The organism is Posidoniimonas corsicana (assembly GCF_007859765.1).
Lineage (GTDB): Bacteria > Planctomycetota > Planctomycetia > Pirellulales > Lacipirellulaceae > Posidoniimonas > Posidoniimonas corsicana.
In genome coordinates, this window is sequence record NZ_SIHJ01000001.1 from 497,561 (window position 1) to 518,363 (window position 20,803).

General features: G+C 68.4%; 17 protein-coding genes. 7 read left to right on the forward strand and 10 right to left on the reverse strand.

Features of this window, described 5'->3' with window-relative positions; all coding sequences use genetic code 11:
• Window positions 1-94: 94 nt before the first annotated feature.
• Entirely contained in the window at window positions 95-856 is a 762-nt protein-coding gene (gene rnc, locus KOR34_RS01815) for a ribonuclease III (RefSeq protein WP_146561678.1), read from the reverse strand.
• 331 nt (window positions 857-1,187) lie between these two features.
• On the opposite strand from rnc, the gene mgtE reads away from it, so the two are divergent.
• Window positions 1,188-2,585, forward strand: coding sequence for a magnesium transporter (gene mgtE, locus KOR34_RS01820; protein WP_146561680.1), 1,398 nt, complete (start codon window positions 1,188-1,190; stop codon window positions 2,583-2,585).
• Between the two features lie 30 nt (window positions 2,586-2,615).
• On the opposite strand, the gene KOR34_RS01825 is transcribed toward mgtE, so the two are convergent.
• Complete coding sequence (locus KOR34_RS01825; protein ID WP_146561682.1) at window positions 2,616-2,951, reverse strand: hypothetical protein; 336 nt, start codon at window positions 2,949-2,951, stop codon at window positions 2,616-2,618.
• Between the two features lie 458 nt (window positions 2,952-3,409).
• Between KOR34_RS01825 and KOR34_RS01830 the strand changes: the two genes are divergently transcribed.
• Window positions 3,410-4,135, forward strand: a complete 726-nt coding sequence (locus KOR34_RS01830; protein WP_146561684.1) for a pyridoxine 5'-phosphate synthase — start codon at window positions 3,410-3,412, stop codon at window positions 4,133-4,135.
• Window positions 4,136-4,165: 30 nt separating this feature from the next.
• On the opposite strand, the gene KOR34_RS01835 is transcribed toward KOR34_RS01830, so the two are convergent.
• Window positions 4,166-8,194, reverse strand: coding sequence for a hypothetical protein (locus KOR34_RS01835; protein WP_146561686.1), 4,029 nt, complete (start codon window positions 8,192-8,194; stop codon window positions 4,166-4,168).
• Between the two features lie 561 nt (window positions 8,195-8,755).
• Between KOR34_RS01835 and dapA the strand changes: the two genes are divergently transcribed.
• The gene (dapA, locus tag KOR34_RS01840; protein ID WP_146561687.1) at window positions 8,756-9,643 is read left to right on the forward strand and encodes a 4-hydroxy-tetrahydrodipicolinate synthase; all 888 of its coding nucleotides are present in this window, start codon (window positions 8,756-8,758) and stop codon (window positions 9,641-9,643) included.
• Here dapA and KOR34_RS01845 read toward each other — a convergent pair.
• From KOR34_RS01845 to KOR34_RS01875, 7 genes are read right to left on the reverse strand one after another with little or no spacing between them, the layout of a single operon-like run.
• Window positions 9,628-10,605 carry a hypothetical protein gene (locus KOR34_RS01845; protein ID WP_197531057.1) on the reverse strand — a complete coding sequence of 326 codons (978 nt, stop codon included), beginning with the start codon at window positions 10,603-10,605 and terminating at the stop codon, window positions 9,628-9,630. The two genes, dapA and KOR34_RS01845, sit on opposite strands and share 16 nt — an antisense overlap.
• Window positions 10,602-11,222 carry a DUF447 domain-containing protein gene (locus KOR34_RS01850; protein WP_146561691.1) on the reverse strand — a complete coding sequence of 207 codons (621 nt, stop codon included), beginning with the start codon at window positions 11,220-11,222 and terminating at the stop codon, window positions 10,602-10,604. The genes KOR34_RS01845 and KOR34_RS01850 overlap by 4 nt, the downstream gene beginning before the upstream one ends.
• Window positions 11,223-11,226: 4 nt before the next feature.
• Window positions 11,227-11,826 carry an anthranilate synthase component II gene (locus KOR34_RS01855; protein WP_146561693.1) on the reverse strand — a complete coding sequence of 200 codons (600 nt, stop codon included), beginning with the start codon at window positions 11,824-11,826 and terminating at the stop codon, window positions 11,227-11,229.
• Entirely contained in the window at window positions 11,823-13,271 is a 1,449-nt protein-coding gene (pabB, locus tag KOR34_RS01860) for an aminodeoxychorismate synthase component I (RefSeq protein WP_146561695.1), read from the reverse strand. Before pabB ends, KOR34_RS01855 begins: the two co-directional genes overlap by 4 nt.
• Window positions 13,272-13,303: 32 nt before the next feature.
• On the reverse strand, window positions 13,304-14,731 hold the full coding sequence (locus tag KOR34_RS01865) for a DUF6513 domain-containing protein (RefSeq protein WP_146561697.1): 1,428 nt from the start codon (window positions 14,729-14,731) through the stop codon (window positions 13,304-13,306).
• Window positions 14,732-14,751: 20 nt separating this feature from the next.
• On the reverse strand, window positions 14,752-15,540 hold the full coding sequence (locus KOR34_RS01870; RefSeq protein ID WP_146561699.1) for an SDR family NAD(P)-dependent oxidoreductase: 789 nt from the start codon (window positions 15,538-15,540) through the stop codon (window positions 14,752-14,754).
• 48 nt (window positions 15,541-15,588) lie between these two features.
• Window positions 15,589-16,734: an ACP S-malonyltransferase gene (locus tag KOR34_RS01875; protein WP_146561701.1), complete on the reverse strand. Its 1,146-nt coding sequence runs from the start codon at window positions 16,732-16,734 to the stop codon at window positions 15,589-15,591.
• 258 nt (window positions 16,735-16,992) lie between these two features.
• Between KOR34_RS01875 and KOR34_RS01880 the strand changes: the two genes are divergently transcribed.
• From KOR34_RS01880 to KOR34_RS01895, 4 genes are all read left to right on the forward strand, one after another.
• On the forward strand, window positions 16,993-17,388 hold the full coding sequence (locus KOR34_RS01880) for a CBS domain-containing protein (protein ID WP_146561703.1): 396 nt from the start codon (window positions 16,993-16,995) through the stop codon (window positions 17,386-17,388).
• Between the two features lie 137 nt (window positions 17,389-17,525).
• A complete protein-coding gene (locus KOR34_RS01885) occupies window positions 17,526-17,918 on the forward strand; it encodes a response regulator (RefSeq protein ID WP_146561705.1) in 393 nt (130 codons plus the stop codon).
• A gap of 34 nt (window positions 17,919-17,952) precedes the next feature.
• Window positions 17,953-19,641 carry a GspE/PulE family protein gene (locus KOR34_RS01890; RefSeq protein ID WP_146561707.1) on the forward strand — a complete coding sequence of 563 codons (1,689 nt, stop codon included), beginning with the start codon at window positions 17,953-17,955 and terminating at the stop codon, window positions 19,639-19,641.
• A gap of 11 nt (window positions 19,642-19,652) precedes the next feature.
• Window positions 19,653-20,801 carry a type II secretion system F family protein gene (locus tag KOR34_RS01895; RefSeq protein ID WP_146561709.1) on the forward strand — a complete coding sequence of 383 codons (1,149 nt, stop codon included), beginning with the start codon at window positions 19,653-19,655 and terminating at the stop codon, window positions 20,799-20,801.
• The last annotated feature ends 2 nt before the right edge of the window (window positions 20,802-20,803 follow it).

The window sequence follows — 20,803 nt, forward strand, 5'->3', positions numbered from 1 at the left end:
GGACCCAGAAGGCTGTCAAGCAAACACCGGGCCGGCGTGTCCGCAGAACCGGCCCTACCGGCACAGGACGCACCGCGCTGGGGCGGCTGGGTGGTCAGACGCCGTCCAGTTCGGCCAGCTCGTCGGGCGAGTGGGGCGCCGGTTCGCCGTAGATGTCGCAGATGGCGTTCTGGGCGGCCCGCTGCTCAGACTCCTTCTTGCTGCGGCCCCAGGCGGGCGGGAACCGCCGCTTGCCGACCTGAGCGGCCACCTTGAAGCACTTGCAGTGGTCGGGGCCGCGTTCTTCAATCAGCGAGTACGTTGGGGTGACGCCGTGCTCCCGCTGGGCGAACTGCTGCAGCTGCGACTTGTAGTTGCCGCCGGTCTCGCCCGAGGCGGTCGACTCGATCTCGGGCTCCATGTGGGTCAGGATGAACTCGGCCGCGGCCTCGCGACCGCCGTCCAAGAAAATCGCGGCGATCAGCGACTCGAACACGTCGGCCAGAACCGACATGGGGACTTCCGGGCTGGTAGTCATCCCCTTGCCGAGGATCAGGAACGCGTCCAGGCCCAGCGCCTTGCTGATCTTAGCGCAGGTCTGGCGGCTGACGACCACGGACTTCAGCCGGGTCAGGTCCCCCTCGAGGTAGTCGGGGAACATGTGGTAGAGCCGCTCGCAGACCACCCCGCCGAGGATGGCATCGCCCAGGAACTCCATCCGCTCGTTCGACTCGAGCCGGTGGTCCGCCCCTGAAGCGTGCGTCAGCGCGGCCTCGAGCAGGCTGAGGTCGGCGAACTGGTAGCCCAGCTTCGCCTGGCACGCCGCGAAGCGGTCGTCCTCCGGCGGTTCAGCGTCAGGCTTGTCAGTGTCCACCATAGTATGCTTAATAAGCTTCCGCTTCGCCCGGAGGTCGCACGCTGGTAATCCGCGTCTGCTGCGAGACGGAGCAGACCGAACCGAGCGACAGGGGGAATCATCGAAGAGCCACCGTCGCCGGCGGCCCGGCACGCCTGCGACGACTCGACGGTCTGTCGCCTCGCCGTCCGACGGATTGAGGCGGTTGGCGCAAACCCCTGCGACAACTCTACTTCTGTACAGTCAAGCTAACCCGACGCTAGCGGTGAGTCAATCCGAACCGGCTTGACCGCTCGCTAGCCACCCGCCTACCCGCCAGCCCTCGACCCAGCCCCTCGACGCCCGCCGGCCGATGATCAACACGCTCTATCTCCCTGAACTCCGCGAGATGCTGGCCGAGAACGACCGCACCGGTCTGCAGGAGTTCTGTGCGGCCCTCCACCCGGCGCGCGTGGCGGAGTTCATGGAGGGCCTGGACGCGGGTGAGATGTGGCAGGTGCTGCAGGCCACCGAACCCGACGTGCGGGCGGACATCTTTAGCTTCATCGAAGAGGCGAAGCAGGTCGAGATCGTCGAGACCGTCGGCCCCGAAGGGATCAGCCGGCTGATCGCCGACATGCCCGCCGACGACCGGGTCGACCTGCTGAGCGAGGTCGACCAGGACGTCATGGAGCAGACGCTGCCGCTGCTCCCGCAGGACGACCGCCGCGAGACGCTCCGGCTGCTCGGCTACGAGGAGGGCACCGCCGGCGCGTTGATGACCACCGAGGTCGCCAGGCTGTCGCAGACGCTTACCGTGCACGACGCCCTCGAGGCGATCAGCCGCCAGGCCCAGGACCTGGAAACCGTGTACTACAACTACGTCGTCGACGAGCAGGACCACCTGCTCGGCCTGGTTTCGGCGCGGGACTTGGTGGTCAACTTCACTCGTCCGGACACGCAGATCGGCGACCTGATGCAGCGGGACGTGGTGACCGTGCTGGTGACCGACGACCAGGAGGCGGTCGCCGAGAAGGTGGCGAACTACAACTTCATCGCGATCCCGGTCGTCGACCACCACCGCAAGCTCTTGGGCATCATCACACACGACGACGTGATCGACGTTCTGCAGGAAGAGGCCACCGAGGACGCCCACCGCAGCGCGTCGGTCGACCCGCTGGAGGACGGCTACCTGGAGACCCCCTGGCCCGAGCTCGCCTGGAAGCGGGGCGTGTGGCTGATGGTGCTGTTTGTAGCGGCGCTGCTCACCGCACTAGCCCTGCGTGGGTACGAGGAGGACTTCCAGAAGGTGACCTGGCTGGTGCTGTTCATCCCGCTGGTGATCTCCAGCGGCGGCAACACCGGCAGCCAGTCCGCTACGCTGGTCATCCGCGGGCTGACAACCGGCGACGTCCGCCTGTCGGACTGGCGGCGTGTGATCCGCAAGGAGCTGGCCATGGGGCTGTGCCTGGGCGGCTCGCTGGCGCTGATCGGCTATGCCTGCGCGGTAATGCTGACGCGGGGCGCCCCCGACGACGCCGAGGCGGCTCAGTCGATCCCAACAGTGTGGGAGGTGGCCGTGGTGCCCGTGACGCTGCTGCTGGTGGTGATGTGCGGCACGCTCACCGGCGGCCTGCTGCCGCTGCTGTTCCAGCGGATGGGGCTCGACCCGGCGCTGATGAGCAACCAGTTCGTCGCGGGCGTGGTCGACATCGCCGGCATCCTGATCTACATGACCGTGGCGATGGCCATGGTCGCCGGGCTCTGGTAGCCGCGGCCGCGCAGCCCGGCGCCAGGGCGGTTACACGTCGAGCAGCGGCTGACCAACGTACATCTGCAGGATCTGGCTCTGCACCTTGATGGCGCGGATCAGCACCCAGATCTGGTCCTTGGTGAACGACTGCGGGTCGCTCTGCGCCAGCTCCTCCAGCTCGCCGGTCATCGCGGCGTGCTGGTCGGTCGCCAGCTGCAGCCGCAGGCCGACGTCCTTCCAAGCCGCCCGCAAGGTCTGCCGATCTGCCAGTGCGGTCAGGTCGTCCTCGCCATTGGCCAGCAGCAGGCACAGCCGGGCCACGTCCTGGGTAGTGGCCTCGGGCTGGAGTTGTTCGATGTGCTGGGCGAGTTCGCGACACGTCATGGCAGGGCGTTCTGGCTGGTCGGTCAGGGTCTGGTAGGGTGTGACGGGCGTCGGTTGGCGGCGCCAGGAGATCGACCCGCGAGGCCCTTGCGGACGCTCTAGAAGACCCTAGCTTACGTGTTGCCTGCAAACGCGGCGACCATCTGGCAGGCTTTCGCGTTCCCGGCCCTGCAAGGGTTGGGTCAGCCGGGTGAGGCCGATCCCCCGGAACCCAGCCGTGGCATGTCGCGGTTCGGCCACGCGGCCGCGGCCCGGCGCGTCGCGGGAAGCCAACCGGGTGCGCCGGACCGTGCTGCCCAGACGCAACAGGCGTCGGCGGAGCGATCAAACGCGTCGCGCGGCTTGTCTAACCGTCACAAACGGCCGGGCGGCCGTTGAGCTGGCCGGCCGAATCGGATCGAATGGGCCGTTCGCCCCCACGCTACTACACTCGGCAGACAACCCACCGGAGCCCTTGCATGGTGCTGCTTGGCGTCAATATCGATCACGTCGCGACCGTCCGCGAGGCACGCAAGACCAACGAGCCCGACCCGGTTTGGGCGGCTACGCTGGCGGAGCTGGGCGGGGCGGACGGCATCACGCTGCACCTCCGAGAGGACCGGCGGCACATCCAGGAGCGGGACCTGCGGGTCATGCTGCAGACGGTGGCCGCCCCGGTTAACCTCGAGCTGGCCTGCGACCAGGAGGTCGTCGACATCGCGGTCGAGTGCCGCCCCCAGCAGGCGACCCTCGTGCCCGAGCGCCGCGAGGAGGTCACCACCGAAGGCGGTCTGGACGTGGTGGGCGGCCTGGACCGAGTCCGTGAAGCTACACAGCAGCTGAAGGACGCGGGCGTCCGCGTCAGCCTCTTCGTCGATCCCGATCCGGCACAGATCGAAGCCGCGATCGGCTCCGGCGCCGAAGCCATTGAGCTGCACACCGGCGCCTACGCCGAGGCCTCCGGCTCGCCGCAGGGCGACCAGCGGCTGGCCGAACTGGCCCAGGCGGCCGCCGGCATCACCTCCGCCGGCCTGCTGCTGCACGCCGGGCACGGGCTGACCTACCGCAACGTGCAGCCGGTGGCCGCGCTGCCCGCCATGCGCGAGCTGAACATCGGCCACAGCATCATCTCACGGGCGATCATGGTCGGACTTCAGCAGGCGGTCCGCGATATGAAGCGGCTGATCCGCGAGGCGGCCCGGTAGGCGGTCGGCGGTTGAATTGTCGTGATGAACCTAGATTCGACGCCCACGCTGCAGTGTTGCTGTGGCCGCTCCGGCCAGTAGCAGCATGGCCATCACCGCCGGCTCGGGCGCGTGCCCGGTGGCCGCCGGGCTGAAGTTGGCGCCGTAGTTTGAACGCCAGAGTTCGTACTGCGACTGGCCGATAGACTCACCGGTTGGGTCATTGGCCAGCGCGCCGGCGGCGTCGCCCAGGTGGTCCCGCCAGACGGTGTAGTCCGCGGCATCGACCACGCCATCCTGGTTGAAGTCGCCCGCAAGCATCGCCTCGGCCGCCACCAGGTGCAGGGTAAGCACGGCCTGGGGGCTGAACACGTCCCCACTTGAGCTGCCTGACGCGTTGAGCGTGAACGACTCGGTCGTGCCGTCGGCGAAGGTCAGCTCGAGCAGTTCACCCTGCCGAGCCGAAAGCACCCGCGAGTCGCCGGGCGCCTGGAGGCCGTCGATGGCGAGGCCATCCAGCGCAAATCCGGCGGCGAACAGGTCGACGGCCGAGCCGGACTGGGCGTCGATGCCGGCAGCCAGGGTGCCGCCGGACACCCGTAGCCGACCGTTAGAGCGGATGTTGAGGTCTGTGCTGATAGCCCCGCCGTCGAGGGTGAGCTCGCCGCCTGACCAGACGTCGGCCCCGCGGTCGACGGTTCCCCCGCTCACCAGCGCGTCGCCGTAGACATCCAGGTAGCGGCCGACAGCTCCGCCGTTGAGCTCCAGCAGGCCGCCGTTCTCGACCCGCGTGTAGTCGCCAAGCAAGCCGTCAGACACCTCAACCCGGCCGCCTGATTCGACGGTGAGGTCGCGGTCGACCTCGCCGCCCGACACGTCCAACACTCCGAACACAGTGGCGTAGCGTCCCAACTCGCCCCCTTGAAGGTGCAGCGTCGCTTTGGGCGCCACGAACAGGTCGTTGCCGATGGCGCCGCCGGTCACGGTGGCGGTGGTGTGGTGCAGCAGATCGGCGTCATCGGCAATCTGCCCGCTGGACAGTGAAACCACAGCGCCGGCGGCCTCAAAGTTCTCACCAAGCTCTCCGCCGTCCACCACAACCGTGCTGCCATAGCCGGCGTTGAAGTTGGGGCCGAGCGACTGGCCTGTGAAGACGGTCACCGACTGCCCCGCATGGACGCCCAGCGGGTTAGGCAGGCTGGCTGCCGTGTAGTCGCCGGCCTCCTGTGCGTAGACTTCCTGCGTCAGCACGAGGTACCCGCTGCCGAGGCTCTCCGAGAACCCGCGCCGCTCGGTAAGGGCAAAAGGAGTCCCGTCGGCGAACACGCCTGTCAGGATGTCCAGCTCGCCTAGTTTGCCGCCGACGGCAACGAGGTCGTCGATCGGCGCACCGTTCAGGCGGAACCCGCTGCCGCGCAGCGTCAGGGTGGAATTGCTTGAGAGGCTGACGTTGTCCTCGTAGCTCCCGCCCGCCAGCGTGACACGGCTGCCGCTGTACGCCGAGACCCCCTCAACACGAGAACGCCCCCCGATCTCAACGTCTGCGTTGGCGTAGGCGTAGACCTCGCCGTCGATCGTGGCGGCGTTGATCGTAGCGTTCGCGCTCTGCCGCACACTGAGCGATCCCTCGACTCCACCGCCGGACGCCGCGAGGCGGGCGCCGCGGTAGACGTTTACCGAGGCGTCGATCAGGCCGCCGGTCATCGTCAGGGTGCTCCCGTGGAACAGGTCGACCGTACCCGAAAACTCACCGCCATTCAGATCGACTACCGAGTTGAAGGCCGAGAACCCGACCCCTACTTCGCCGCTGTTGACTTCGACTTCGGCGTTGATCGCCTCGGCGTAGTTGCGGACGCGGCCACCCTCGACGACCAGCCGGCTGCCGTCACCGGCGACGAAGTAGTCCGCCAGCTCGCCCCCGTCCTCGAGCGTGAGCGTTTGACCGGCGCGGATGGCGACCGGCGCAGCATCGCTAGGAACCGAGATGGCCGCCGGGCCGGACTCGGGCGCGTCGGTTCGCCTGAGCGTGAGCGTGCCGGCGGCCAGCTGGTCGCTGTCATCGGAGTGAAAGGCAAACGAGGTCCCGTCGGCCAGCACGCCGGTCAGAAGCTGCCCGGCGCCGAGGTCCACGCCGATAGCGTCGCCAACCGTAGCCAACCCAGCGACCGGCAGGCCGTCGAGCTTGAAATCGTAGCCGGTCAGCTCGACTTGAGCGCCCACATCAGCGTCAAAGTCGCCGCCGACGTAGCCTGCTCGCACCGTGATCTGCGAGCCAGACCTGGCGTTGAACCCATTGAGAACCTGCCCCTCCAAGACGTCGACCACCGAGCCGTCGTAGGCGGTGGAGTTCGACCCGATACGGCCGTCGTTGACGGTTAGGGTGGTTCCTCGGTAGGCCCGCGCGGAGGAGCCCAGCCTGCCTCCGCCGACTACGTTGACCTCGGCGCCGGCGAACTCGGCATTCGAGCCGATCGAACCGGCGTCAACATTCACCACGCTGCCCGGCCCGGCCGCGAAGAAGTTGGGGAGTTGGCCGCCAGCGTTCACCGTGACCGTTTGGCCACCGACCACGAAGTCGGGGGCTGGGTCTGTAGGAACCGAGATCTCAGGCGCCCCGGGCGACGGCGCCGCGGACCGCTCGAGCCACAGTGTGCCAGCAGCCAAGGAGTCGTCCTGCGAAGAGATGACAAACGGTCGGCCGTCCGCGAGCACGCCGGTCAGCACGGCGCCGCTGGGTAGGTTGATCTGCTGGGCGTCGCCGACGCCGCCCAGCTCAGCGACCGGCGTTCCATCGACGCTGAATCCATCGCCGACGAGTCGCAAGGTCGACGCCGAATTGGCGGCAACGTCGCCAAAGTGGCCGCCTGACGCAGAGAACTCGGCGCCGGCCGAGAGCGTCATCCGCCCGGTTACCGTCCCCGCGGACTGCGTCGCTCGTCCGCCGGGCAGGAGTTCGAGCGGCGAGGAAAGCAAGCCGCCGCCGATGGCAAGCTCTCCGCCGCCATAAACGCTTACGGATTCGGAGGTCGGGTAGTAGTACGGTGAGTTGGTAGCCTGGCTGACCGTTCCTCCTACGAGTGTCGCGACGCCGCCGGGCATGATCTTCAACCCGGCCAGGACCTCGCCACCCTGTACCAGCAGTTGGGAGTCGCGGTGGACCTGCAGGTTCGGGCCGACCGTGCCGCCGTTGACCGTTAGCTGGGCGCCCTGAAACAGATCAGCGTCACCCGCGATGGAACCCGCGTCTAGGGTTACCGTCGCCCCAATGGCCTCAAAGTTGTCACCCACCGCGGGAGTGCAGCCGAACCCGAAGCACGGGGAGGCGTTAACCGTCATGGCAGCGCCGGGGCCGGCCACGAAGTTCGCGCCGACCCTGCCGTTGGCGTTCACGGCAAGCGACTGCGCCCCGTCGATAAACCGGAGCGGGTCGTTTGGCTGGGCGACCAGTTCGCCGGGCACGGGATCGAGCGTGCTGGCTAGAACAAGCGTGAGCGCGCCGTGGGCGAAGCTGTCGCCGGAGGGCGTGGCGGGTGGATCGTGAGGAGGGGAAAAGAATGGGTCAGCATCGACGATGCCCCAGTCGAGCGACGAGAACGCGAACGGCGTCCCGTCCGACAGCCGCCCCGTAAGCAGCTGTCCGTCCGCCAGGGCGGGCGTCGCCTGGTCGCCGATCGTGTCGAGTCCATCGACGGGCACACCGTCGATGGCGAAGTCGGCGCCGTGCAGGTAAACCTGCGATCCGAGCAAGGCGGAAAAGGCGTCGCCCTTGCTGCCGCCGTACAGGTTAGCGATCGCCGCCGGCCCGATGTTTGTTCCGTCCGATAGATGCCCGCCAAAGGCATTCAGCTCGACGCCAGACGGGATCGTGTAGCCTGGAGGCTCTGTCGGTGAGTAGAACGGGGAGTCCAGCACGCCCCCATCCCGCAGGTTGATGATGTCACCGGGAAAGAGTTGAGACGACGGCGGCAGCGTCCGCGGGGGGATCTCCCACACCTGCTGCCCAACCGAGGCATCCGACGTCAGGAGTAACGTTGCGCCAACGACAGCCAACCGCGAGGCAAACGCAATGGAGGGCCGCATTGGGAGGCGTCGTCGAGGGACCAAGGCCAGCGTTCCTTGCCTACGGGGGTGGGGGGCAGCGGGGGACGAGTCGACCCCGGTTCACGAGCGGCGGGAGGTCGCAAACCTCTATCGTAGCTGCGTTCGCCAGGGGCGGGCAATCTTGTCCATTGGGAACTCACTTTTGGCCAGAAAACAGGCCACGCGAGGGGGCTCAGGGACTCGTTGGAGGCGAGCGTGGTCTTGTCGGCACCGTCCTGTCGCGGGCCCGATGCGCTAAGATTCGACGCCGGCGGTGGAGTTCTTCCGCAGTTGGTCTGCTGCGGTGAAGAAACCCAGACCTTACGACCGCCGCCGATGCCACCTAAGTTGTGACTAGGAAGTCGTTTGCGGCGCAACTGCGTCTCTGGGCATGAAGCAACTTGTCGCGGCCAACGAGATCGCCGAATGGGGGCTCCGACCGACATTGGGCCCCGAACCTCGCCGCTTGTGAGGTGTCCCGACGACCACTATCATGCCGGGTTCTCGCTTTCGCGAGAATATTTCACGTGTAATTGAGACTCCAACCAAGCGGACGGAACGATGGCGACCAAGGGCAAGGACTTCGCAGGCCTCTCAGTAGCGTTGGTGACCCCGTTCAAGGACGGCGAGGTCGACTACGAAACCTTCCGCTCCCAGATCGAGTTCCAGATTGAAGCCGGCACCACCTGCTTGTGCCCGGTCGGCACCACCGGCGAGTCGCCCACGCTGACCCACGAAGAGCACGAGCGGGTGGTCGACTTCGTCGTGCAGACTGCCGCCGGCCGCATCAAGGTGATGCCGGGCGTGGGCTCCAACAGCACCGCCGAGGCGCTGCGGCTGACCAAGTCCGCCGAGAAGGCGGGCGCTGACGCCGCGCTGCAGGTGGCGCCGTACTACAACAAGCCGACCCAGGAGGGGTTTTACCAGCATTTTAAGGCGTTGGCCGAAGAGACCGGCCTGCCGCAGTGCGTGTACAACATTCCCGGCCGCACCGGCAAGAACATCGAGCCGGAAACTATCGCGCGGCTCGGCGAGCTCGAGAACATCACGATGGTCAAGGAGGCGACCGGGTCGCTCGACCAAGCGTCGCAGGTGTTGGCCTCGACCAACCTGACGCTGCTCAGCGGCGACGACAGCCTGACCCTGCCGTTCATGGCCGTGGGCGGCGAGGGCGTGATCTCGGTCGCCGGCAACATCGTGCCGAAGGACGTGATCGCGTTGGTGGAAGCGGCCGCGCGGGGCGACCTGCACGCCGCCTGCCAACAGCACCACAAGCTGTTCACGCTGTGCCGCGACATGCTGGGACTCGCCACCAACCCGATCCCGCTGAAGGCCGCGATGCAGATGCTGGGCCGCGACTCGGGCGAGATGCGGCTGCCGATGACGCCGTTGGACGACGCCGGCCGCACCAAGCTGAAGGCGACGCTCACCGCCTACGGGCTGCTGTAGAGCGGCGTCACGGTCGCGCCGGTATTGCAGGGCGCCGCGGCCAGCAGGTCGCAGTCGCTGGTAGATGGAGCGTCGCGGAGCTGGTCGATCAGACTCCCTGCGGAGGCCTCGTCTGGGGTGACCGCGAACACGGTCGGGCCCCACGACGACTGACCGCATCCAGCCACGCCCAGCGAGCGGAGCAGCGCGACCCGCTCGGCAATCGCCGGGCCGGCGAACGGCCCGCCTTGCACGGCGGCGAAGCACTCACCCGCGGACCGGCCGTACTCGTACAGCGTGTCGGCAAAATGAGCGAAGTTGGCCCCTCGAGCAGCGGGCAGCAGCTCGTCGGTCGCCAGGGAGTGAAGCCGCCGCGTCACCTCGTCGGGCGGGGGCGGCATCCGGGCAAACGCGTCCTGTTCCGCCGTGTTGGCCAGACCTTCCTCGACGGGTGGGATGATCAGCACAAACCGCCAGGCGGCCGGCAGGTCGACGCGGTGCTCGAGCCGGCCCAAAGGCTCGGTAGAAGGGTGGCCGCCGTCAATCAGCATGCCTCCCGACATGAACCCGTGCGCGCCGATCGCCGACCGCAATCCGCGTCCGCTGGCTTGAGCGAGCTCGGCCGCTGAATGGGCCTCGCCGCCAGCAAGCGCTATCGCCGCCGCCGCCACGGACATGCCGAGCTGCGTTCCCAGACCAAGGCCGACGTGCTGCCGCGGAGCGGCGTTGACGCGCCACTCAATTGCGCCCGCCGCCGGACCAATCTGCTCCGCCGCGCGACGGGCAAAGCTTGCCACACGGTCCGCATGCAGGCCGGCGGCCTTCGGCTGGTCCGAGCGCTCAGCGCGGAGCCGGACGCCCGGCGCATTGATCATCACGCCTACTCCGCCATACTGCAGCGGGGATGACGGATCGTTGAACGAGAACAAGCCGAAGTGCAGCCTGCTCGGAGCGCAGACATTGACCGCGGTCGGCAGGGTCATCGGAGGCCCTCGCGGATCCGGTTCTCGATGAAACATCGGACCTCCTGGAACGCGTCGCGCTCCGCGTGGCCGCCTGTCTTGTCGACCGGCGCGGCGAGCATCGCTACTTGCGCGAGGATCTTCTCGTGTGGCAGGTGGTCGATCCGCGTCGCAAGGATGGCGGCTTCGATCAGCGCGTGCTTCGCGCGGTTGAACCCAACGAAATCGCGGAGCACGCCCGAGCCGCTCACACGGCAGACAACCTGGACGGGGCAGGTTGAATCGTCGATCGACTCGACCGACAGCTGCCGCCACTGGCAGGCGTCGGAGAGGATGGCGCCGCGGCAATCGGGGGTGGGGGTGGTGGCCGGGAGCTCTGTCAGCTCGCCGATGGCGGCTCGGGCTAGCAGCGCGGCGTCGTCGGTGGTGTGCATTACCGCTGCGCCGTCGCGACGCAGGTTGTCGAGCGTGCGCGACGGGGGGTAGGGGCGGAGCAGCACGCGCTCGAAGCTCGGGTCGACGATCGGCCCCATCGGCGCCAGGTGGACTTGGCCATCCGCATCGAGCGTAGTGACCAGGCACTCAAGCAGCAGACCATCGGGCAACGAAGGGGCGTCGGGCGCGGGTGGGGTGCTCATCGCGTCACACGCCCCCGGTAACCGGGGTGCAGCGCGGCGCAGACATACGGACAAAGTTGTCGAGCAGCGGCAGCCCGTGGTCGGTGAGGATCGACTCGGGGTGGAACTGCAGGCCAACAACCGGCAGCGTGCGGTGCCGCACGGACATCAGTACGCCGTCGTCGGTCCACGCGGAGGCGACTAGCTCTGGCGGGAGCGACTCCTCCGCCGCCACCAGCGAGTGGTAGCGGCCGCACCGCATAGGCGAAGGGAGACCATCGAACACACCTTGGCCGTCGTGCCGGATGGTCGAAGCCTGGCCGTGGATCGGGCGTTGGGACCGCACGACCCTGCTGCCCAGCGCGGCGACAATCGCCTGGTGCCCGAGGCAAATGCCCAGCAGCGGCAACTCGTTGTGCAGGCGGCGGACCAGTTCGAGCGAAACGCCCGCCTCGTCGGGGGTGCAGGGGCCGGGCGAGAGCACGACCGCCTGCGGCGCCAGCTGGCGGACTTGGTCGGTGCTGATGGCGTCGTTCCGCACGACGCGCGTCTCGCAGCCCAGCAGCCGGAAGTGCCGGGCCAGGTTGTGCACGAAACTGTCGTAGTTGTCGATCAGCAGGATCATCGCGTCTCGCGGGGCAGGGCGGCCAGCATGCCGGCGGCCTTCTGCAGGGTCTCTTCGTACTCGTCCTCGGGGACCGAATCGGCCACCACGCCACCCCCCACCGACATCTGCAGCCAGCCGTGCGACGCGACCGCCGTACGGATCAGGATACTGCTGTCCATCGCCCCGTTGAACCCGATGTACGCCAGGCTCCCGCAGTACGGGCCCCGCGGGGTGGACTCCAGCTCGCTGATGATCTCCATCGCCCTGACCTTCGGCGCGCCGGTGATCGATCCGCCCGGGAAGCACGCCCGCAGCGCATCGAGCGCCGACACGCCGCTCCGCAGCCGGCCCTCGACGACCGACACCAGGTGGTGCACCTGCTCGTAGGACTCCAGGCCGCAGAGCGTCGGGACGGCGACCGAGTCGTCGGTGCAGACCCGCGAAAGGTCGTTGCGGAGCAGGTCCACGATCATCGTGTTCTCCGCCCGGTCCTTGGTCGACGCCGCCAGCTGCCCGGCCAGTTCAGCGTCGGTTGCCGCGTCGGCGGACCGCGGGCGGGTGCCCTTGATGGGTCGCGTTTCAACCTGGTCGTTCTCTACACGCAGGAACCGCTCGGGCGAAGCGCTGCACAGCACGTATTCGCCGGCGTCGAAGTAGCCGGCGAACGGGGCAGGGCTCTGCTCGCGGAGCCGCAGGTAGTAGTCCGACGGCGACTCCCGCAGCGGCGCCATGAGGCGCTGTGTAAGGTTCACCTGGAACACATCGCCCGCGTGGATGTAGTCGACCGCACGCTGCACGGCGGACAGGTAACCGTCGCGCGAAAAGTCGCTCGTAACGCGCGACCAGCCAGCCAGGGGATGCTGCGGGGGGAGATCATACGACGAGTCGTGAACCGGTGGGCTGCCCGAGGGCGGAGAGGTCGTCGGGCCGTCAAGCATTTGCAGGAGCGTCTGCAGCCGCTGCACGGCGTGCGCGGACCGCTTCTCCGGATCGAGTTGCGGCAGCCCCTGTGAGACGATCGAAAGCTGCTGCTCCTGGTGGTCGAACGCCAGAACCACGTCGTACATCCCGACCGCCATGGCAGGCCCCGGCAGACCCGCGTGCCGGGGGCGCGGGATCTTCTCCAATGAGTGGCAGAGCTCGTACCCAAAGCAACCGGCCGCGCCCCCCTGGAACGGCGGCAGCCCGGGGATCGTCTCGCAGGCGAACGGCGCCAGCCGCTGCTCGACGAGCGAGAAGCCATCGGACTCGGGATCGCACGTGACCCACGCGAACGGGTCCGCCGCCAGGTATGAATACCGCCCCAGCCGCGCATGCGGCAGCGAGCTGTCGAGGAACAGGCAGCCGGGCTGGTTCCGCAATGCGGCAAACAAGCCGGCCGGCGTGCATTCGCCCGGCAGCGGCGGCCCGACCTGCAGCCAGCAGGCGCCCCAAGGCGTGTGGTTAATGGGTGAGAACGGCATCGACCGATTATGGCGGACACGCCGCTAGGCCGTCAGCCCTCTTGCTTTCCCGGCTTGCGGTCGCCGGCCCGCGTGTCGCGGGTCAGGCGGTGGCTCTCTTCTGGCTGGGTCAGGTAGCCCCAGTCGAGGGCCCGGTCCTGCTCGTAAGACTTGCCGAGCGTCAGCGCGGTGGCCGCTTTGGAGAGCTCGTGGCCCAGGTAAAAGGCGTGGCTGGCGTCGAGGGGGCGATCGACCTTTCCCGCAGCGATCGCGTCGAGCAGCCCTTGGAACACAACGAACGGGTCGCGGTCGTGCAGGTGCAGCCCCTTGCCGACCAGATGGACCTCGCCGGCGGCCGCGAACACGCGGTAGTTGGGGTCGCGGATCTGGGTGGCGAGCTCGGCCAACGTCTGCGGTTCGACCTCGGCGGTCTGACCACCGCGGAGCGACACCAAACCGCTGCCCACGTGCTTGGGGAGCGTCTGCCGCGTCACCGCGTGGTGGACCAGGCGACGGGCTAGGTCGCACTCGCGGACGCTGGTCGCGGCCCAGGGGATCACCTGCGTGGTCAGCACGCTCTGGATCGACAGCTCTTGGCAGTAGCCCAGCAGCAGCGTGTTGACGCCGGCCGAGTCGACCTCGGTCAACTCCGTGAGGTTCCCCACGCCCATCAGCATCTCGGCGTCAGGGTAGCGGCGTCGCGTCTCCGCGTAGCGGGTCAGGCTGTCGGCGAATCCAAAGCCGATCGGCTCGAGGATCGGGTCGATCCGCAGAGGGACCCCGCGGTTGGCGAGGTAGTCGATGGTCTCATCGAGTCCTGCCAGTGTCTTCGGGTCGTCAGGGATAACGACCACCTCGCAGCCCCAGTCTGCCGCGGCTTGGCGGTTGGACGAGTTAACCGACAGCACCAGCTCGGCGCCGGCAGCAGCAGCGGCGGCGATCTCGCCGGGGTTGAGGCTGTCAATCGAGACGCGCAGCCCAGCGTCGCGGAGCGCGGCGACCGCGTCCGCCACCCCCAGCCACTCCCCCCCCGGGTCGCAGCCCACGTCGATCAGGTCCGCGCCGTCCGCGGCGAGCGACCTTCCGGCCTCGACAATCTCGGCCGTCGAAAGCCGCGGGCAGTGGTTGATCTCGGCGACGATCTGGATGCTGTAGGCGCCGTACTCCGCCGGCGGGCCGGCGCCGCCGAGGAATCTCGGCAGGTCGCGGAGGTCTCGCGGGCCCCGCTCAACCGGCTTGCCGGCGGCTCGCTCGATGGGTGTGAGATCGCCATCGCAGCAGCCGGGCACCACAATCCGCTCGCAGTCCGCCGGGGCGGCGATACGCTTGGCGATCCAGTCGGGCGTCATCAGCGCCGCGACCGTGATCGGCAGCACGTCTACCGTGGGTTTGAAGCCCAGTTCCTCGGAGAGCGCGTCCAGCAGCCGGCGGAGCGAACGCTCGGCGAGTCGGCCAGTCACAAAGTGGATGCGCTCTGGCATGAGCAGAAGGACTCCGGCAGCTAGAATTCGGCCGAACCTGCGAACCCGCCGTTGACGTTGAGCACCTGCCCGGTGACGAACCCGGCGCCCGGCGCCGCCAGGTACGCGGCCGCCTGGGCCACGTCCTCCGGCGTTCCCCAGCGCCCTACCAGGGCCTCGCGGCGGGCGCGGTCCTGCCAGTAGGCGGGGGCCGAATCGCCCCACTTGGTCTGGATCCAGCCGGGCGCAAGGCAGTTGACCCTCACCTCGGGCGCGAGCGACTTAGCCAAGCTGCGGGTGAAGGCCATTACCGCGCCCTTGGTGGCCGCAAACATTTCGCCGCTGTCACCGCCCATGCCGGTTTCCGCCTGGTCCCAGCCGGTCGTCAGGATCACGCCCGCTCCGCGCTGCGTCATGCGGGCGCCGGCTTCGCGGCAGACCAGCATGCCGCCGCGCACGTCGGTCTGGTAGAGCCGGTCGAGCTTCTCCGCGAAGGTCAGCTCCGCCGCCGGGCCGGTAAGCACATCGGCGCCGGCGTTCTGCACCCAGATATCAATCGGACGCCAGGACCAGGACTTGTCGACAGCCCGCTGGCACGCCGCTGGGTCGGTGAAGTCGATCAGCAGCTTGATGTACTGGCGGCCCTGGGCCGCGACCAGGTCGGCCGTCTGCTGCAGGCCGTCGGCGTTCGCCCGCGCGAAGAGGGCCAGGTCGGCGCCTAGGCTGGCGAACTCGACCGCGATCGCGCGGCCGATGCCCGACGAGGCGCCCGTCACGGCGGCGGTCAGCCCGGCTAGTGGCGCCGCGTGCGAGTTGGTTTCGGTCGACATGCCGCCATTCTAGTCTCCGCCTGGCGGCCGCGGGAACCGAGCGGGCCGCTAGCCCGGGACGTTCTCGAGCAGCCAGTCCTCGAGGATGATCTGTTCGACTTCCGGCGCCCGCAGCAGGGAGGCCCGCTGCGGAACGATCGACGCCAGCCACGGCCGGCCGGCGAGCTGCTTGAGCGCCCGCATGCTGAGTCCGGCGACCGAGTTGCCGGAGGTCTGCTGCAGCACGTTGTCCTTCAACCGCTTGAAGGTGGCGGGGATCAGGTTCGGCTCGGGCCCGACGTGGATCACGCTCCGCACGTTCGACGCCAGCGTCACGCAAACGGCGTCCCACAGACGTTGCGGGTGGTCTATCCAGAGCCGCAGCAGCTCGTGCAGGCTTGGCTCGCTGGCGGTCATCCTGCCGGTGACTAGCGAGAACACCGGCGGGTGGGCGGCCGAGGCGTCGGCCCTCATCGACTGGATCATCACCGAGGCACGGTCGGGCACCGAGCGTTGACGGACAATCGGCGTGTGCAGCGGCGGCCAGCGCGAGTCGTTCTGGCGCAGGTAGACCCGGTCCGGGCAGAGCAGGCTCATCGCTTGGCGGAAGCGGTCGAGCGTGCCGTTCTGCCCCAGCACGATCAGGGTGTTCGGGGAGAGCACCGCCGACACGGCGATCGTGCCATCCCCCTCCGACGTGATGTCCGCGCACAGGCGGTGGGCCTCCACCTCGCTGAGGGCGAGCGTGCGGGAGAACACCACCCCCATGGTCACCCCCTCGGCGAGCGCGGCGCAGTCGTCGGCCATCGCCAGCGGCGCCCGGATGGCCTCGTCCTCTGGCGTGGCGCCCGCCGCGGCCAGGGCCACGACCTCACCGAGGCTGTAGCCGTAGGCCATCTGCGCCTGGGCCACATCCAGCCCGTGGACTTGGCGCAGCAGGTCGAGCTGGCCCAGCTCCACCGCGTAGACCAGCGCCACCGCGTCGGCGTAGTCCTCGAAACCGGTGGGCAGCCGCTCGGCGACGCGCCGCACCAGGTCCACCGGGCGGCCGAGCTGATCGCTCGCCACCGCGGCTACACGCCGCAGTCGGCTGGTCAGGATCGGCTGGTACGCGGGGACCGCCAGCAGCTCGGGGGTCCGGCCCAGGTTGGTGGTGTTGTAGCCGCGGAAGGCGAGCGCCGAACGCGGGAGCAGCTGTGACAAGGAGATCGCCATCACCATTTAGGATAGCTCTCCGCGCCGCCGCTGCCGAGCATTGTTGGCCGCGATTCGGCGCGGCCGCCTGACGCCATCTTTCTGGACGGGTGTAACGGTTACGCGGGACCCAGCGGTGACGCCGGACGTGGTTTCTGTGTGGAAGCCTCGCTTGCGGCGGGTGCGGGCGGGCGGGGGGTACTATGCTTGCTGAGTAACGACCCCAACGGCGCGGCCCGCTCGCCTCGGCCCGCCGCAGTGCTAGCCCAGGGTGGACCTATGTTGACCGCAGCCCAGATCATGACGTCCGACGTGGTGACCATCGCGCCGAACGCGACGATTCAGGACGCCATCGAGCTGCTCGTGCACCGCCGCATCAGCGGCCTGCCGGTGGTCGACCCGACCGGGCGCCTCGTGGGGATTATCACCGAGTTCGCCCTGCTCGCGATGGCCTACAACCAGGACGTGCAGAACGACCCGATCGAGCACCACATGACCCGGGATGTCCTGACGGTCGACGCCAGCGACGCCATCAGCCACGTAACGGACGTGTTTATCCTGCACCGCGTCCGCCGGCTGCCGGTGGTGCAGGGCGGCCGGCTGGTCGGCCTGCTGTCGCGGCACGACGTGCTCAGCGCGCTGCTCTCCGAGCAGGCGCCGGTCTGCACCGCCTAGCGGCGCCCCGACCGCATTGCCCGCGCGACCGTCATGAACGCCCCGCGGGAATCAGCAGGTTCGGCCACACTCTTTTGACTTGCACCGGGCCGGAAGTAGGTATTGCTGGAGCGTTGCGTCCCCTCCGGTAATCCCCCATGCAAGACAAACCAAACAAGGTGCTCCTGATCGAAGAGGAGCCGACCCTGCGCGAGATCACCGCGTTCCGCCTGGAGCTGCTCGGCTACCGGGTCGACTGCGTCGAGTCGGCGGAGCGGGCGCTCGAGCGGCTTGCCGACGAGCTGCCCAGCCTGATGATCGTGGGCCACTTCCTGCCTGGCATGAGCGGGATCGAGCTGATCGACCGCCTCAGCAACGATGTTCGCACCAGCGCGACGCCGGTCATGCTGCTCTCTCCTAACGCGGACCTGGACCACGTGCAGCGGGCCTACACGGCCGGCGCGAAGGACTACCTGGTCGCGCCGTACGACCCGGTCGTGCTGCAGCAGAAGGTCCGCAAGCTGGCCGAGCTCACCGCCGCGATCGCCTGACCACGAAACAACCAACGCCCCGCTGCCCCCACGAATGGCCCGACTCGGCGACATCCTGATCCGCGACCACCTGATCACCCAGGGCCAGCTGGAGAGTGCGCTGGCCGCGCAGGGGGACGAGCAGGGCCGCCTGGGTCAGCTGCTGGTGCGGCGGGGGCTGATTACTCTCGACCAGTTGGGCGACGCGCTCGCCGAGCAGTACAGCACTCCGTACGTCGACCTGACCCCCCAGACGGTCAACCCACAGGTCGCCCGGCTGCTGCCGGAAAAGCTAGTGCGTTCCCGGGCGTGCGTGCCGATCGGCGTGCAGGGCGAGACCATGCAGCTGGCCATGGCCAGCCCCGACGACCTGGAAACGATCTCCGAGGCGGAGCTGATCACCGGCTACCGCGTTGAGCCGTATGTCGCGCTCGACGCGCCCGTGCAGGCCGTGATCGACCGCGGCTTCGACGACCGGCTGGTCGCTCGGCAGACGCTGGTGGACCTGAAGATGGCCGACCTCGAGGCGGCCGAGAAGCTCGTCGACGAGGACCTCGCCGCCGAGGCGCCGTCCGACGAGGAGCAGGCGCCGGTGGTGAGGCTGGTCCGCGCCATCCTGATGGGCGCGATCAACGCCAACACCAGCGACATCCACCTCGAGCCGCACACGCCCGAGATGCGGGTCCGCTACCGTGTCGACGGCGAGCTGCAGCCGGTGATGACAATCCCCAGCCACATCGAGGAGGCGGTGGTCTCGCGCATCAAGGTGATGGCCGACATGGACACCACCGAGAGCCGCCGCCCCCAGGACGGCCGCCTGTCGGTCGACGAGGGCGGCAGCCGCGTCAACTTCCGCGTGAGCACCATCCCGACCGTCGGCGGCGAGAAGGTGGTGATGCGTCTGCTGGACGAGGGCAACCAGGTGTTCGATCTAGCGACGCTGGGTCTTAAGCCACGGGACATCACCTCGATCCAGAACCTGATCGACAAGCCCCACGGCATGATCGTGGTGACCGGGCCCACCGGGTCGGGCAAGAGCACGACAATGTACGCGATGCTCTCGAAGCTCAACGCCGTGAGCCGCAACATCGTCACGGTCGAGGACCCGGTCGAGTACCGGCTGCCGGGCGTCAATCAGGTGGCGTCGGACAACGACCACGGCCTCGGTTTCGCCAACGCGCTGAAGTACATCATGCGGCAGGACCCGGACGTGATCATGGTCGGCGAGATCCGCGACCACGAGACGGCCGCCACCGCCGTGCAGGCGGCCCTGACGGGCCACCTGCTGATCAGCACCCTGCACACCAACGACGCCGTCGGCGCCGTGGCGCGGCTGGCTGACCTCGGGATCGACGGGTTCAAGAGCGGCGGCGCGCTGCTCGGCTCCATCGCTCAGCGGCTGCTGCGGGCGATCTGCCCGGAGTGCAAGGAGGTGGTCGAGCCAAACCGCAAGCTGCTCGACGCGCTCACCAAGGGCCGCCCGTTTGACGAGGACGGGCTGTTCTACCGCGGCCGCGGCTGCAAGAAGTGCCTGGGCACCGGGTACTCGGGCCGGATCCCGATCTACGAGATCATGACCGTCTCGCCGACGATCGCCGAGGCGATCGAGAAGGGCGTCCCCACCAGCCGCATCCGCGAGCTGGCGGTGAGTGAGGGGATGGTCGAGCTGACGTCCGCGGGTCTGGAGCAGGTGGCCGCCGGTCGGACGACCCTCGAAGAAGTCTTCTACAAGATATCCAGCTAGCGAGGGCCGCTATGAACGCAAGAACGCCTGCGATGGGCGTCGCCGGCCGGGCGGCGCCCGCGGCCCGCCGCGCCGGCAAGGCCTCCACGCGATCTGGCTTTGGTCTGAGCCTCAAGCGTGAGCACCTGCCCTCGGCCGACGTCACGTTCCTGTTCCGCAGCCTCGCCACCCTGGTCGACAGCGGCGTGTCGCTCCCCAAGGCGCTGGGCGCCCTGGCGGAAGAGCGGGCGATGGAGCGCTCGCGGCATGTGATCACCGACCTGCAGCGGCGGCTCGAGAACGGATCCAACTTCAGCACCGCGCTGCTGGCCCACCCCGGCTCGTTCGACCGGGTCACCACCAATCAGGTGAAGGTGGGCGAGCGCTCGGGCGCGCTGGCGGCGACGCTCGACCACATCGCCGCTCAGCGCGAAAAGTCCGGCAAGCTCAAGGCCGAGGTGACCAAGAAGCTGGCCTACCCGGCCATGCTGATGCTGGTGGGCACGGGCGTCATCGCCTTTCTGCTGGGCTACGTCGTGCCGGTGTTCGAGGAGACCTACCGCTCGGCCCGGGTTCCGCTGCCTGCGGTCACGCGGCTGATGATCGCCGTCGGGGCCGCAGCCCAGACCTACGGGCCCTACCTGCTGCTGGCGGCCGCCGCCTCGGTGTTTGTCGTCAAACGCCTGCGGGCCCGAGAGCAGACCGCCCTGGCGATCGACCAGTGGGTGCTGCGGCTGCCGGTGGTCGGCCCCTGGCTGCGTGATATCGCGGTGCTCGAACTGGTCGACGTTCTCTCGAACCTGATGGGGTCGGGCTACACGCTGGTCGAGTCGCTTGCCGAGGCCCGCACGGCGGTCAGCAACCGCGCGGTCAAGCTGTGCGTGAAGGACCTGTACGCCGGAGTCGACCGGGGCGAGCGTTTCAGCCGCACGGTCGAGCAGCACACCGACCTGTTCCCGCCGATGGTGAGCCAGCTGATTATCGTCGGGGAGCGGACCGGCAACCTGCTGAACGCCGCGCGTCACATCCAGCGGCACCTAGAGGACGAGGTGGAACGGAAGGCCAACGCGCTGGTCGGCGTGATCGAACCGGTCATGACGATCTCCCTGGCCACCGCCGTGGCGGTAATTCTGTTGGCGATCTACCTGCCGATGTTCGACATGATCAACACCATCAACTAGCG